Source organism: Brevibacterium sediminis (assembly GCF_013623905.1).
Taxonomy (GTDB): Bacteria; Actinomycetota; Actinomycetes; order Actinomycetales; family Brevibacteriaceae; genus Brevibacterium; species Brevibacterium sediminis.
This window is the reverse complement of record NZ_JABKDD010000025.1, coordinates 1-14005: the sequence shown is the minus strand read 5'-3', so window position 1 is coordinate 14005 and position 14005 is coordinate 1. Positions and strand designations below refer to the sequence as shown.

Annotated in this window: 13 protein-coding genes; 9 read left to right on the top strand and 4 right to left on the bottom strand. The window is 63.7% G+C overall.

The features are described from left to right. Positions 1-118 precede the first annotated feature (118 nt). Genes HK108_RS17865 through HK108_RS17850 form a run of 4 tightly spaced genes read left to right on the top strand, consistent with a single transcriptional unit; the run spans position 119 to position 4998 of the window. On the top strand, positions 119-1114 hold the full coding sequence (locus tag HK108_RS17865) for a glycosyltransferase family 2 protein (protein WP_181272508.1): 996 nt from the start codon (positions 119-121) through the stop codon (positions 1112-1114). Next, entirely contained in the window at positions 1111-2571 is a 1461-nt protein-coding gene (locus tag HK108_RS19165) for a polysialyltransferase family glycosyltransferase (protein WP_181272507.1), read from the top strand. The genes HK108_RS17865 and HK108_RS19165 overlap by 4 nt, the downstream gene beginning before the upstream one ends. Then, a complete protein-coding gene (locus tag HK108_RS17855; protein WP_062243292.1) occupies positions 2568-3569 on the top strand; it encodes a polysialyltransferase family glycosyltransferase in 1002 nt (333 codons plus the stop codon). The genes HK108_RS19165 and HK108_RS17855 overlap by 4 nt, the downstream gene beginning before the upstream one ends. Continuing rightward, the gene (locus HK108_RS17850) at positions 3556-4998 is read left to right on the top strand and encodes a DUF6716 putative glycosyltransferase (protein WP_229664255.1); all 1443 of its coding nucleotides are present in this window, start codon (positions 3556-3558) and stop codon (positions 4996-4998) included. Before HK108_RS17855 ends, HK108_RS17850 begins: the two co-directional genes overlap by 14 nt. A 120-nt stretch (positions 4999-5118) precedes the next feature. Here HK108_RS17850 and HK108_RS17845 read toward each other — a convergent pair whose 3' ends face one another. Further along, complete coding sequence (locus HK108_RS17845) at positions 5119-5898, bottom strand: TetR/AcrR family transcriptional regulator (RefSeq protein WP_181272506.1); 780 nt, start codon at positions 5896-5898, stop codon at positions 5119-5121. Between the two features lie 77 nt (positions 5899-5975). Between HK108_RS17845 and HK108_RS17840 the strand changes: the two genes are divergently transcribed. Further along, complete coding sequence (locus HK108_RS17840) at positions 5976-6944, top strand: ATP-binding cassette domain-containing protein (RefSeq protein WP_181272505.1); 969 nt, start codon at positions 5976-5978, stop codon at positions 6942-6944. Then, entirely contained in the window at positions 6941-7723 is a 783-nt protein-coding gene (locus HK108_RS17835) for an ABC transporter permease (RefSeq protein WP_181272504.1), read from the top strand. The genes HK108_RS17840 and HK108_RS17835 overlap by 4 nt, the downstream gene beginning before the upstream one ends. A 79-nt stretch (positions 7724-7802) precedes the next feature. On the opposite strand, the gene HK108_RS17830 is transcribed toward HK108_RS17835, so the two are convergent. Genes HK108_RS17830 through HK108_RS17820 form a run of 3 tightly spaced genes read right to left on the bottom strand, consistent with a single transcriptional unit; the run spans position 7803 to position 10883 of the window. Beyond that, positions 7803-8315, bottom strand: coding sequence for a GtrA family protein (locus HK108_RS17830; protein ID WP_181272503.1), 513 nt, complete (start codon positions 8313-8315; stop codon positions 7803-7805). 13 nt (positions 8316-8328) lie between these two features. Next, complete coding sequence (locus HK108_RS17825; RefSeq protein ID WP_181272502.1) at positions 8329-9816, bottom strand: hypothetical protein; 1488 nt, start codon at positions 9814-9816, stop codon at positions 8329-8331. Then, complete coding sequence (locus tag HK108_RS17820; protein ID WP_229664254.1) at positions 9813-10883, bottom strand: glycosyltransferase; 1071 nt, start codon at positions 10881-10883, stop codon at positions 9813-9815. The genes HK108_RS17825 and HK108_RS17820 overlap by 4 nt, the downstream gene beginning before the upstream one ends. 407 nt (positions 10884-11290) lie before the next feature. Here HK108_RS17820 and HK108_RS17815 point away from each other — a divergent pair, with 407 nt between their 5' ends. From HK108_RS17815 to HK108_RS17805, 3 genes are all read left to right on the top strand, one after another. Then, the gene (locus tag HK108_RS17815; protein WP_181272501.1) at positions 11291-12259 is read left to right on the top strand and encodes a methionine ABC transporter ATP-binding protein; all 969 of its coding nucleotides are present in this window, start codon (positions 11291-11293) and stop codon (positions 12257-12259) included. Beyond that, on the top strand, positions 12259-12933 hold the full coding sequence (locus HK108_RS17810) for a methionine ABC transporter permease (protein WP_139908750.1): 675 nt from the start codon (positions 12259-12261) through the stop codon (positions 12931-12933). Before HK108_RS17815 ends, HK108_RS17810 begins: the two co-directional genes overlap by 1 nt. Positions 12934-12998: 65 nt before the next feature. Continuing rightward, positions 12999-13835 (top strand): MetQ/NlpA family ABC transporter substrate-binding protein, encoded by an 837-nt coding sequence (locus HK108_RS17805; RefSeq protein ID WP_181272500.1) that lies wholly within the window; start codon positions 12999-13001, stop codon positions 13833-13835. The last annotated feature ends 170 nt before the right edge of the window (positions 13836-14005 follow it).

Here is a 14005-nt window from a genome sequence, read left to right as displayed (position 1 = left end):
GCAATCGGCTGAGCCACCTCGGCGAGGATTTTCTGCGCCGAGGTGGCTCTTCCATGTCCGATCGATCCACTGATCTTCTGGTGGACCATCCCATGACCGCAATCTTCGGAGAAGGCCCGTGACCGATTTCGACCTGAGCATCATCATTCCCGCAAAAGATGGTGCCCCCTACCTGAGCACGCTGTTCCGTTCGCTGAGGCAGCAGGGCCCCGTCTGGGACCGCACTCAGCTGATCTTCGTCAATGACGGATCAAGTGATGAGACGCCGGAGCTGCTCGATGAGTTCAGCACTTGGTTCCCTCATTTCGAGGTCCTCACCAACCCGGAGGCGACGGGACTTGCCAATGCCCGAAACAAGGGCCTGGCATCTGCCCGGGGAGAGCACATCATCTTCCTCGATGGGGACGACTGGTTGGCCCCGGGGCATCTGTCCTCGATGCTTGCCGCAGCCCACAGGCTCGGAGTCGATTTCATCCGCTGTGACCATACGACGGTCGAGGGGACCAAGCGGGTGCGCAAACTCGCGCCGATGTCGGTCCGAGACGTGCCATTGGATCCCAAGGTGGGGATCCTGCCCGTCTACGAATCGACGATGGTCGACTATCCGTTCGCCTGGGCCGGCATCTTCCACCGGCGAGTGCTCGAACAGGGGATCCTCCATTTCCCGGAGAACTTCATGACTGCCGAAGACCGGTCCTGGATCTGGCGACTGCACCTGCAGGCCGAGTCCTTCGCGGTCGTCGATGCTCCAGGGATTCTCTATCGAAGAGGGATGGCGGGTTCTCTGTCGCGTATCGTCGACATTCGACAGCTGGATTTCATCCGCGCATTCGGGCAGATCTTCGATCTCGTCGCTTCCGAGCCGGACGCCGACCGACTGTGGCCGAAGGCGATCCGCAACTGGTTGGCAATCCTCGACCATCAGATCAATCGTTTCGCAGCGTCGCCGGCGTCCCTGCGAAACCAGTTGCGAAGGGGTGCACGAACGATTTCGGCGAAGATTCCGCCAGAGTATCTGCGTGAGGAATTCGTTCTGCAGAAACAGGGACGACAGCTCAACGTCAGCAGCTACCTCAATGACGCACCTTCGTTAATGCTGGAGATGGTGAAGTGAAACAGATCTTTCTGGCCTCGACCCTGTTCGAACTCGTCTGCTTGGCGGCAGGAATCGATGGCGGTGACTACGACCGGCCGGCGGCTCCGGCGCTGATGGGAACCGATGGATTCGCGCCCGAGGACACCCCGGCTCCGACCGAACGGATCCTTCTGGTCAGCAACAACGCCGTGGTCATGGAGCTCTCGGAATCCTTCGTCGATTCGCCGGGAGCCGCCTCGTTGATCGCCCGGTTCGATCGGGTCGTCAACCTCAATGAGGCGCTCGCGCCTCTGCACGTCCATCCTTCGTCATGGCGGCCCGATCATACGGATCTGCCGGTCGTGGAATCGTATCTGCGTGGCCGGTGGGGGTTGGACGATACCGACGAGATCGAACTCGTAATCGAATCACCCCAGGTCAACCCGGCCATTGCGCTTGGCCGAGTGTTCTCCCGCGCGACGATCAGGGTACATGCCGACGGACTGATGAGCTTCGGCCCGACCCGCAATCAGATTCCGCTGACGAACGGTCAGCGGATGTCCGTGCTGCATTACTTGCCACTGGTGCCGGGAATCTCGCCGAAGCTGCTCCGCGAGTTCGGAATCGTCCACCGCCCACTGGGTGTCGAGTCGTTCACCGGTGTGGTGCGCGAGCTCGGCGAGCATTCGGCCGAAGCGCTGGAGGACGAACTGGGAGGGGTTCTCAGCGCCGCGCCGTCGAGCAATCGTCCGTGGGCACTGGTTGTCGGCCAGTATCTGTCGGCGCTCGGACTCATCACTTCTGAGGAAGAGACGCAGCTGCACATCGACATGATCGAGTCCGCCGCTGCGCGCGGAATGGAAGTCGTGGTGTTCAAACCGCACCCGGCCGCTCCTCCCTCGCAGACAGGACCACTGTTCGAGGCGGCACAGAGACTCGGGATCACTCTGCAGCTTTTCGACCTGCCCGTCATGGCCGAGGTCATCATCGATCGTCTGGCTCCCGACCTCATCGTCGGCGGGTTCTCCACCGCACTGATGACTGCTCGCCAGATCTATCAGGTACCTGCCCTGGCTGTGGGTACGGATCTGCTGCTCGAAGCCATCGCTCCTTATCAGAACAGCAATCGCATCCCATTGACGATCATCTCCGAGATCTGCGACGGCAGCGCCCCGGACAAGACCGACGCGCATCCGCAGCTGGGGCGTCTGCTCGCAGCCGTCACCTACTGCATGGCACCGACGCTGTCGCACGATCTGCGTGACGCGGCAACAGACTTCCTCACAGAGGTCTTCGGCGTCAGCACAGGCCGCGGCGAGTCAGCCGACCGATTCAGTCGCTATTTCAAACGCCGACGCCTGACCGCGCTCGCTCTGCCGGGCAGCACGTCGAAGGCTTTTGCTCCGAAGCGGATGATCAAACGATCGGGAACGCTCGTGATCAAAGCGGTGGCAAGAAAACAACAACGCATCATGAAACGGATCCAACAGCGGTGACACCGAAGAAGAAGCGCCGGAGCGCCGTCGCTTTCGTCGAATCCCCACTGCAGTTCCTTTCGGCGCTCGAATCACATGAGCCGACGGAGGATCTGCTCATTCGGGCCCGGGCGAGCGCGAAAGGCATGACGTCCTTCCTCGATGCCTTCGATCCGGCCTGGTTGCCGAAGAATGTCCGCCTCGAGCGAGATGGGGCGAAACCGGGAGTGTTGCGGAAGACGAACTTCGACCGGATCTACCTCGGCGATGCCTGCTCCGGTCAGGTGCACAGAGCCTTGGCGCTGGCATACCTGGAACGTCGTCTGCCGGAGGTCGTCATTCTCGATGACGGTCTGGCCACGTACTCTGCGATCGAGATCCTCACCGCCAAGCGCGGTCCCCTCGTCCGTCCCCGGCAGAAGCTCAAAGCTTCGCGCACGGTCATGGCCGCTCACGTCGCCGACCGGCTTCGCCACCTCGCCACTGTGGGCAAGCTGCGCTGGCACACGGCGCTGCCGGTGGCGAAACCGCTGCGCAAGGCTTTCCTCAAATCAGGCGGTGAGATCACTCGCCACCGGTTCGAACATCTCCAGACTCTGCCCACCGGCGGCAGCCACCCCCGGGACAATCCGGTCATCGGTTCGTCCCTGGCCGCCGACGGTCTCATCGATGCCTTTGCCTACCGGGCGTGGGTCGATGACATCATCGACACTCACGGATCGATCACCTACTATCCGCACCGCCGTGAGACCGAGGAATTCCTCGCCGATCTCGCCCAGGACGAACGCGTGAGGATCAAGCATCTCGGCCTGCCCATCGAGCTGCGGCTGATCAACCTGCCGCCGGACTCGACGATCCGCAGCCTGCCGTCGACGGCAGCGGTGTCCCTGGCCGTACTCAATCCGGATGTGACCATCGACGTCACCGAGATCCCCGCGAAGTGGTGGACCGGCGCCTCACCCGATAGTCTGCGAAAGTCCCTCAACGCCCAGTCAGTCAAGGCAGATGACGATTCCTGAACCAGGCGATCCCCACTACAGCGGGCCGATCATGCCGCCGTCGCTCTCCGACGCGCCGCCACGGCCCTCACACCTGACCGAACGCACCCGCGCGGACGGTCAGTCGTCGCAGTCGAACTTTGCGGACGGTCCTGTGCTCCCGCCTCGGCGATCGGCCGGGCTTGCGCCCATCCGCATCCTCTCGATTTCCGACAGTGAGTCCTATCTCAAGTGGGCGACCCAGCTTCTGTCGTCCCTGCCCGACGTGGAGGGACGCGTGTTCCTCGTCGACAATCCGATTCTGCCGACAGATGAGCAGATCGCCAGCGCCGTCGCCGGCACCGACTGGGAACACCGAGAGGTCCCCGTCATCGCGCGGGCCGACCTCGCGCAGGTCATCGCCGATCACTCCCCCGATATCGTCCTCGGTGCCGCCACCGGCCCGATCGTCGCCCAGGTCTTCCTCACCGCGCACACCCGCGCTGACCGTCCGGCCCTGATCTCGGGGCTGCCCGGAATGGGTCTGCCTGCCAGCGGCAAGGGGATGAACTATCGCCGTCTGATGGATGCGTTCATCGCCCATTCCTCCGCCGAGGTTGCCGCTTACACCGAAGCGAGTGCCCGGTCGCAGGTGCCCTGCGAAGTTCTGTTGGCGCGCCTGCCGATGCTGCGTTCGGAGGGCATACCGAAGCTCGCGGCACCTGCGGAACCCCTCGCCGAGGCGACCCCACCATCCGACGCCACCGCGCCGTCCTCAGCGGGTGCCGCACGAACCGGTGCCCCTGCGGCCCCACGGACTCTGCTCTTCGCCCCGCAGGCGAAGGTTCCTGCCGAGCGAGCCGACCGTGAGGCGATCATCGCGGCACTGGCCGAGTTCGCCGACCGGCACCCGGATTCGACGGCGGTCATCAAGATGCGGTCGCGTCCCGGTGAGTTCGAAACCCATCACGAACAGCACTCCTACTTCGAGATCCTCGACGACTTCCGCACCCGCAGAGTGCCTGGAGCGAAGCGCATCGAGCTCGGATATGGTCCTCTCAGCGATTTCCTCACCGACGGCTCGGCACTGATCACGGTGTCCTCGACTGCGGCACTCGAATCCATCGATCGGGGCATTCCGACCCTGCTCATCTCGGACTTCGGCTTCAACGCCGAGCTGCTCAACGAGGTCTTCGCAGACTCCGGTGCCACCGGCACATTGGCCGAAGTCGCCGCCGGATCAATCGGATTCCCTGACCCGGAATGGCTGACCGAGAACTACTTCCACGCGCAAGACGGACAGCTGCGCCGAGATCTGGGGCTGTTGGCCACCCGAGCACGGGCTGGTCAACTGCCGAACCGTCGGTCGGCACTGCTCAAGCAGAAGCGGATGCTCATCAGGGCCGAACTGCGCACCGTCACCCCCGCACCGATCATCGCCGCCTACCGCAGGCTCCGCTACGCCCGCTGAACTGGTCCGCTGGCATCTACACTCCCCGAGAATAGGTCACCATCGGACATTTCGCCCGCCGCCCGCCGGAAACTGTCCGTTTGCGACCATGATTTCGCATTGGCCGACCATTCTTCTCACCTACGCCGGCGCCGAGAGGCGTGCCTCCACGCCGGCGATGATCGTCTCGACACCGAACTCATAGACCGCTCTGTGGCTGGTCACTGCCTGGTAGGCCTCGCCCACGGCTGAGCCCACTCTCCCGGAGACGGGATATCCCTCGTCGGGCATGACCTGTTCGAGGAACGGGGCGTTGGCGTTCCACCAATCCACATCGCTGACGCCGGAGTCGTCGGCAAGCTTCTGTGCATTGATGCTGTTCGAGGCGCTGGCCGAAGCGTGCGACTCGACGAGTGCGACGGTGTGGTCCATCGCAATGTCGTCGAGGCCGATCCCTTCGAGCGCCCCGAGCTCCCACTCATAGCGGGCGGAGGTATGGGGGCCGATCCAGGGTCTGTGCGACTGGGCAGCGACCAACCACGGGTGGCGGTGGTACTCGTCCCACAACAGGTCGGAGATCATGCGCAGTCGCTCCCCTACACCCTCGGGGAGTTCCGGCAGAGCGGTTCGGCCGATCACCTCGTCGACCATGAGTCCGATCAACCCCGACCGGTGCGGAACGTAGCTGTAGAGCGACATGACAGAGACTCCGACCGCCTCGGCGACCTTGCGCATCGACAGCGCCTCGAGCCCTTCGGCGTCGGCGAGAGCGACACCGGCCGCAATGATCTCGTCGACGCTGAGCTTGCGGCGCGGTCCACGTCTGCCGGGCGCGACTTCGAGGTGCTCGCGCCACAGCAGGCGGAGCACGACGTCCACGGACTCGGGATCGAATCCCGAACCATCTGATTTCGAATCCATGCTTGCAGTCTACTCCGTGCGGTGTACACTGTTTCAGTCCACCTTAATTCGTACACTGTACATAGTTAGGATTGCAGATGCGTGAAGCAGTGGAGAAGGACCGCGGTCGCCCAGCAGTGCGGGCGACCGGGCTGGTCAAGAACTATGACAATGTCCGGGCCCTCGACGAGCTGGAGATCGAGATTCAGGCCGGCACGATCCACGGGCTCCTCGGACCCAATGGAGCAGGGAAGTCAACGCTGGTGAGTGCGCTGAGCACCCTCATCACCCTCGAAGCGGGAACGGCGGAGGTCGCCGGCCTCGATGTCAGTGCTGACCCGGGTCAGGTGCGGCGACGGATCGGTCTCGTCGGCCAGTCCGCGGCGCTCGATGAGATTCTCGGCGGGCGTCAGAATCTCGTCATGTTTGCACAGCTCTTCGGCCTGTCGCGTCGCGATGCGGCGAGGCGTGCTGATGAGCTGCTGGCAGGCTTCGGCCTTGCCGAGGCAGGCGAGCGCCCGGCGAGCACCTATTCCGGTGGGATGCGCAGGCGGCTCGACATCGCGGTGGGAATGATCCTCGATCCACAGGTCCTCTTCCTCGATGAACCGACGACCGGGCTCGACCCGCGAGGTCGCATCGACGTCTGGAATTCGGTCACCGCGATCGCCGAGCGGGGCACGACGGTGCTGCTGACCACCCAGTACCTCGAGGAAGCCGATGCTCTCGCCGACCGCATCTCGATCATGAAGTCCGGGCGCATCATCGCCGAAGGAACCCCTACCGCACTCAAACGAGCCCGCGGCGGGGACCGGATCGAGGTGACGGGGGCGACAGCGTCTGAGGCTCGGGCGATCCGAACGGCCCTAGTCTCCACGGACGGTCCGGAGATCGCACTGGACGAGGACACAGGCGTCGTGACCTGCCCTGCCGCCGGCGGTGCCGGAGATCTCAGCGCCGTCGTTCGTCGGCTCGATGCCGCCGGAATCGTCGCAGACGACATCGTTCTGCGCAGACCCACCCTGGACGAGGTATTCCTCGCCCTGACCGAGAAGGAGGACGCATGAGCATCGTTCGAGAGGGCCTGATCCTCAGCAGAAGAGACCTCGCCCATTGGGGCCGCCAACCCTGGACGCCGATCTTCAATCTGCTCTTCACCATCATGCTGCTGCTGGTCTTCGCCTTCATCTTCGGCGGTTCGATCGAACTGCCGGGAGGCGGCGACTACATCCACTTCCTGTTGCCGGGGATGATGACTCTGGCGATGATGTTCGGCGTGGAAACGACCATGACGACTATGGCCAATGATGCCAAGAAGGGAATCACCGACCGGTTCAGGTCGATGCCGATCAGCGATGCCTCGGTCTCATTGGGCCGGGCCGGTGCCGACATGGTCAGCTCCACTGTCGAGATCGTCATCCTCCTCATCGGCGGATTGCTCCTGGGATGGCGGGCGACGAACTCCCCACTGGCCGGGCTGCTGGCGGTGGTCCTCCTCCTGTGGCTGCGGTTCGCCGTTCTGTGGATCGGGATCTACCTCGGACTCACCGTCGGCAAGCACGAAGGAGCGACAGTTCTCGTGCAGGTGCTGGTGTGGCCGATCGGCTTCCTGTCCAACGTCTTCGCCGCCCCCGAGTTCATGCCGAACTGGCTGGGCGCGGTCGCGTCGTGGAATCCTATATCGGCCACAGCGACGGCAGTGCGCGAGCTCTTCGGCAATCCCACTGGGGTCACCGGCGGGTGGCTCGATGACTACAGCCTGCTTGCCGCAGTCGCCTGGCCGCTGGTCATCACCGCAGTCTTCGTGCCGCTCTCGGCCCATGCCTACCGGAGATTGAGGAAGTAGGTCGCCGGCCAGAGGGACAGCTGGCCAGAGGGACAGCCGGGGCCCTGCAGGGCCGGGTCGATGACCGCGCCCGCCGCGTTCAACCCCGGTCGTCGGGGACCTGGCTCGATTCCTCCATGGGAACGACCACCTCGGTGTCGGGGGCCTGGTCCTTGAATACCCAAGTGCGGTAGGCGTAGAAGCGGAAGATCATCGCCAGTCCGATGCCGATGACATTCGTCGAGATGTTGTAGGTGAGCTGGTCGCGCATATCGAGCAGGTACCAGGTCACACCGAGGGGGATGACGGTGATGATCATGCCGACGAGGTTGACCGCGACGAACAGGACGATGCCGCGCATGTTCGAGTTCGTGGTCCGGTCGCCGTAGGTCCAGAGCTTATTGCCCATCCACACGACGATCATCGACAGAATAGTCGAGATGATCTTCGACTTGATCGGACTGCCCTCGAGGAGGGCGGGGATCGGACCGAACCCGTAGGCCAGAAGGTTCGACAGGCCCACGTCGACGATATAGCCGAGCCCGCCGACGGTGAGGAACTTGAAGGCTTCCACCGCCAGGCGCCGGAGACGGTCCGAGAATGACTCTTTCATAACTGCACTCAGTCTATGGCCCGATGTTTCGGACTCGCTGGATGCGGCGCTGGGCGAGCCAGAGGACGAACGCGAAGGTGACGGCGAGCGCCGGCCAGAACGTGTACCGGAAATGATTCGCCGGCACGATCGGGAAGTACCCGAAGATGTAGCACAGCGCCGAGGCGGCCAGGACCGTGATCTCGGACCAGAAGGACCGCGGCCGGTGGGCAGACGCGTTCAGTTCGCGACGGGTGCGGCTGTGCGATCGGTACCCGAGACCGAGCAGCAGAACGGCGCCGAGGGTCCAGAACCAGGGCTTGAAGAGCATCGGGAAAGTTCCCAGCGCGAAGTCCTCGACATACGGTCGGAAGATGTAGTCAGCCTTTGCGCTCCCTGCGGGCAAGCGTGCCTTCTGGGCATCGCCGTCCCAGTCGGCTTCCCAGTATTCGAGCTTCGAGGTGAAGAAGTAGGAGGAGTAGACCGATATCCGATATTCGATGTAGCTGACCGGATGAGTGACGACTTCGCTCAACCACAGCGACTTCAGCTCATCCTGGTAGGCAATGGGACTGAATGCCTTCCCAGTCGTGCCTCTGCCGTAGCAGTTCCAGTAGGCGTCCCAGATCTCGCCTCTCTTCAGGCATTTGTCGCGCGCAGAACTGATGTGGTCTTTGAGCGCTCTGGGCGCGTCAGACGACTGCAGTCGAGATTCCGGCACGGAGAACATCACATCGTCGAGGAAGATCTGTGAGATCTGGCCGGTCTTCGTCACTCCCATCTGCGAGTCGATGACCGCGTCGGTGACTTTGACGCCTCCGCCGATGAGTCCGAGCACGATCAGCGACGAAACCGCCGTCAGCAGAAAAGGGCGTCCTTTCTTCGCGGAGCCTGCAGACGTGGCAGAGTCTCCAGATCGTCCTCGCCGATGGCGCCACAGATGCACCAGGCACCACCCGCCGTACACGGCGATCGGGACGACCGCGAACACCGCATTCTTGCGCACCCCCACCGCGTAAACGAGGAGGGCCAGCGCCGGAAGCCACAGCAGCCATGTCTTCGGGACCAAGCGGGTGATCATGATGAGGACGACGGCGAGCAGGATGGCCACGGCCATCTGCGAATCCTTCCACAGCGTCGTCATCTGGGAGACGGCCCAGGGCGTGACCATGATGGTCGGACCCAAGAGCGACACCCACCTCGGCGCCCCAGATCGGTGGACGAACACCCCGATCCCCCACGCGGCCGCGGCGAGCAGGCCGACCTGCAACATGAGCAGACTGCCCGGGTCTCCGGTGATGTCGATGAGGATTCTCCACACCGCGCTCATCACCGGCGCATGCCAATCGGAGTACGGGATCTTTCCGGTTGCCTGCAAGTACTGATTGGCGATATCGACGTTGACCCGGCCGGGCCAGAACAGGCGCAGGAAGATAAACGACCATGCAACGGTGAAGAGAGCAAGCAGCAGGTCCCATGCCAGCGGGGACGTCAGCCACCTGCGAATAGCAGAACGACTCATGAAGCGAAGCGTGCCCGCACCTGCCGGTTCGGCTTCATCCGTGCTGCGTCGGCAAAGATCTCTGCCTCCGGGGCTGAAAACTCTCGGTCCGCGGGAGCAGTCTGCTGCGGCGTCTGACGCTGCGTGACGGGTCGACCGGTCACCGCGGGCAAGCTGAGATAGACCAGGCGGGAAGTCTCGCGGCGAGCCCTGCGCAGACCGTCCAAGGTCAGGCCGACGCTGCCGAGAAGGAACGCCAGCCCCATGAGCGCGGTGGCAAGAATCGCAGTCGGGAACCTCGGCACGAGCCCGGTCTGCCAGAACTCCCACACCACGGGCAGACCGAAGACCAGCGACAGGGCGGCGAGCACGACCGTCAGCGTGCCGTAGAACAGGCGGGGTCGTTCGTGGCGGACGAGAGCGGAGATGAGCCCGAGGATGCGGAACCCGTCCTTGAAGGTCGAGAGTTTCGACTCGCTTCCGTCGGGTCGGTCACGGAAGTCCACGGCCACCTCGGTGGTGGGAAGGCGCAGCGACATCGTGTGCACGGTCAGCTCGGTCTCGATCTCGAACCGGCGGCTGATCGCGGGGAACGACTTGACGAAACGGCGGGAGAAGACGCGGTAGCCCGAGAGCATATCGGACACCTGCGAACCGAAGAGCCACCCGGTCAGCCGGTTGAACATCTTGTTCCCGGCTTCGTGGCCGGGACGGTAGGACGTGGTCTCCTGATTGTCCTGGCGAACACCGAGCACGTGGTCGTAAGGGCCGGAGATCAGGGTGTCGATCATCTCGGGCAGGTGGGCCGCCTCGTAGGTATCGTCGCCGTCGATCATCACGTAGATATCGGCATCGATGTCGGCGAAGGCGCGGCGTACGACATTGCCCTTGCCGGGGACGTTCTCCTTGCGCACGATGGCACCGGCTTCGGCAGCGCGCTGCGAGGTGCGATCGCTCGAGCAGTTGTCATAGACGTAGACCGTGATGCCCGGGACGGCGGCCTTGAGGTCGCCGACGACCTTGGCGACGGTGATCTCCTCGTTGTGGCAGGGAACGATCGCCGCGATCCTGCTCGATTCTTCGTACATTCACCGGTCCCGTCGTGGAGCTCGTCCGCCCGCCGGGTACACCGGGCAAGCGAACCTGTCGATCAACCACAGGTACGCCCCGGACATGGACATCGGGTTACGTCGGAGGAAAATGCTGCTGGATTCTGCCCCGACTTCGACCGCCGTTCACCGTCTCGTCATCTCTGCCGCCGAGGCGGTCGAGATCAGTTGACACCGAAGAGAGCAACAACGCCCTTCCCCGCCGCAGTGAGTTCTTCGTCACGATGAGCCGCCAATGCGTCCTTTTATGACATCTCATGACGCCGCCGAGGCGATTCCTTGTCATCCTGAATCGTCGGCCCTACTGGACCGTAGACCGGCCCATCCCCAAATCTCTGCCGTCCACCACCGTGCGCGGCATTCGTCAACCACACGAGGAGGCGCCTGTGATCGAACTGCGCGCACTGCGGAAGGTGTTCGGAGAGACCGTCGCCCTGGAGGAGATCGACCTCTCGGTCCCCGCCGGAGAGATCCACGGCATCGTCGGCCGCTCCGGCGCCGGCAAGTCCACGCTCATCCGCTGCCTGACGGGGCTCGAGTCCCCCACCTCCGGGACGGTGTCGATCAACGGCGTCGACCTCACGAACCAGTCCGGTGCCGGACTGCGCGAGGCCCGTCGCAGCATCGGCATGGTCTTCCAGCACGTCAACCTCCTCGACTCGAGCACCGCGCTGAAGAACGTCGCCCACCCGCTCAAGATCGCCGGAGTGCCGAAGGCCGAACGCCTGGCCAAGGCCCGGGAGCTCCTCGAATTCGTCGGCCTCGGCGACCGCGTCGACAACTATCCGGCTCAGCTCTCGGGAGGACAGAAGCAGCGCGTCGGCATCGCCCGAGCACTGGCCGCAGAGCCGAAGGTGCTGCTGTGCGATGAGCCCACCTCGGCGCTGGATTCGACGACGACGGATCAGATCCTCAGCCTCATCCGCTCGCTGCGCGACCGTCTGGGCATCACCGTCCTCATCATCACCCACGAGATGTCCGTCATCCGCGAGATCTGCGACTCCGTGACGCTGCTCGCCGAGGGGCGCGTGGCCAAGACCGGGAAACTCGCCGAGGTCATCGCCGAGCCCGGATCGGTTCTGGCCAAGGATCTCGTCCCTCTGCCTCCGGTCAGCCTCGACGACGGGGCGAGCCACCTCGTCGAGGTGTCCCTGGCCGGCACCGATCTGCCCACCGTGCTCACCGCCGCACGGAATGCCGGAGCGAGCGCCGAGGCGATCCTCGCCGGAGCCGTGGAGACGATCGAAGGCCGCCAGGTCGGTCGGCTGCGCTTCTCCGTCGACTCGGCCGAACAGGCGAAAGAGCTGATCAGCGCACTGAAGGCCGATGGAATCTATGCGGAGGAGGCTGCCTGATGAACGATCCCACATGGTTCGACAACCCGGCGATCACCGATCAGATGTGGCCGGCCACCATCGAGACTCTGCTCATGACGGCCTGGTCGACCGGACTCGCCGTCCTCTTCGGACTGCCCTTGGGCATCTGGCTGTTCACCGCGTCGAAGGGCGGGCTGAACTCGAACCCGGTCGTCTACCGGGTGCTGTCCTTCATCGTCGACATCACGCGCTCGATCCCCTTCATCATCCTCATCATCGCCCTCATCCCCTTCGCCCGATTCGTCGTCGGCTCGGCGCTGGGCTGGCAGGCGACCGTGGTGTCACTGACGATCGGCGCGATCCCCTTCTATGCCCGTCTGGTCGAGAACTCGCTGCGCGAGGTCTCCGAAGGCAAAATCGAAGCCGCACTGATGATGGGCGCCTCGAACGGCCAGGTGATCCGTCAGGTCTACGTTCCCGAGGCTCTGCCCGGTCTCATCGGAGCAGCCACGGTCACCTCGGTGACGCTGGTGTCCTATACCGCGATGGCCGGTGCCGTGGGCGGCGGCGGTCTGGGTGCGCTGGCGATCTCCTACGGCTATCAGCGCTACCAGGCGGACACAATGATCGCCTGCATCATCGTCCTCGTCCTCATCGTCACGATCATCCAGTTCATCGGCGATCGGCTGGCCCGCGCGGTCGACCACCGGTGAGCCGCCTCGGCGACTCCCACCTCAACTGCACTCTTCACCACACGACACACATCTCAAGGAGAACCATGAAGACCAAGCTCATTGCGATCGCGACCAGCGCGACTCTGCTGCTCTCGGGCTGCGGACTCGTCGGCGGCGGCACCGATTCCGTCGGTGAGAAGGACGGCGACATCACGAAGCTCACCGTGGGTGCGACCCCGGTGCCGCAGGGCGACATCCTGCGCTACGTGGATGAGAACCTCGCCGAGGATGCCGGCCTCGACATCGAGGTCACCGAGTACACGGACTACACCCTGCCGAACAAGGCGCTCAACGACGGCGACATCGACGCGAACTACTTCCAGCACAAGCCGTACCTCGATTCCGAGGTCGAGGGCCAGGGTTACGAGATCACCGGGTTCAAGCCCATCAACCTCGAGCCCTTCGCGCTGTTCTCGAAGGACATCAAGGACGTCAAGGACATCCCGAAGAACGCGAAGATCGGCATCAACAACGATCCGTCGAACCAGGGTCGCGCGCTGAAGATGCTCGAAGACGCGAAGCTCATCACCCTCAAGGACGGCGTGGACGCGGTCGACGCGAAGCTCTCCGACGTCGAGGACAACCCGAAGAACGTGAATTTCGTCGAGGCCGACGCCGCGCAGCTGGCACGCACCCTCGAAGACGTCGATGCTTCGGTCATCAACGGCAACAATGCCCTGGAGGCCGGACTGAGCCCGGCCAAGGACGGCATCCTGCTGGAGAAGGCCGAGGACAACCCCTACGGCAACTTCCTCGCAGTGCGCACGCAGAACAAGGACGACGAGAACATCAAGAAGCTCGACGAGCTGCTCCACTCCCCCGAGGTGAAGAAGTTCATCGAGAAGAAGTGGGCCGACGGCTCCGTCCTCCCCTCCTTCTGAATTACTACCTGACGGCGGCTCAGCAGCCTCGCGCGAGGTTGCTGAGCCGCCGTCAGGATCCTTCTATGCTTGTCAAGCGGCCTCGCACCTCACGTTCGTCGCTTCGAGAATCCGATACACCTCTCGGGCCACATACCGCTTGATGCACCGGATAACGTCCTTCTTCGACT

What these genes read in the sequence shown, in the direction of transcription:
- HK108_RS17850 (WP_229664255.1), top strand. Translation starts at nt 3,556, where the DNA reads ATGACGATTCCTGAACCAGGCGATCCCCACTACAGCGGGCCGATCATG.
- HK108_RS17845 (WP_181272506.1), bottom strand. Translation starts at nt 5,898, where the DNA reads ATGGATTCGAAATCAGATGGTTCGGGATTCGATCCCGAGTCCGTGGAC.
- HK108_RS17840 (WP_181272505.1), top strand. Translation starts at nt 5,976, where the DNA reads ATGCGTGAAGCAGTGGAGAAGGACCGCGGTCGCCCAGCAGTGCGGGCG.
- HK108_RS17835 (WP_181272504.1), top strand. Translation starts at nt 6,941, where the DNA reads ATGAGCATCGTTCGAGAGGGCCTGATCCTCAGCAGAAGAGACCTCGCC.
- HK108_RS17830 (WP_181272503.1), bottom strand. Translation starts at nt 8,315, where the DNA reads ATGAAAGAGTCATTCTCGGACCGTCTCCGGCGCCTGGCGGTGGAAGCC.
- HK108_RS17825 (WP_181272502.1), bottom strand. Translation starts at nt 9,816, where the DNA reads ATGAGTCGTTCTGCTATTCGCAGGTGGCTGACGTCCCCGCTGGCATGG.
- HK108_RS17820 (WP_229664254.1), bottom strand. Translation starts at nt 10,883, where the DNA reads ATGTACGAAGAATCGAGCAGGATCGCGGCGATCGTTCCCTGCCACAAC.
- HK108_RS17810 (WP_139908750.1), top strand. Translation starts at nt 12,259, where the DNA reads ATGAACGATCCCACATGGTTCGACAACCCGGCGATCACCGATCAGATG.
- HK108_RS17805 (WP_181272500.1), top strand. Translation starts at nt 12,999, where the DNA reads ATGAAGACCAAGCTCATTGCGATCGCGACCAGCGCGACTCTGCTGCTC.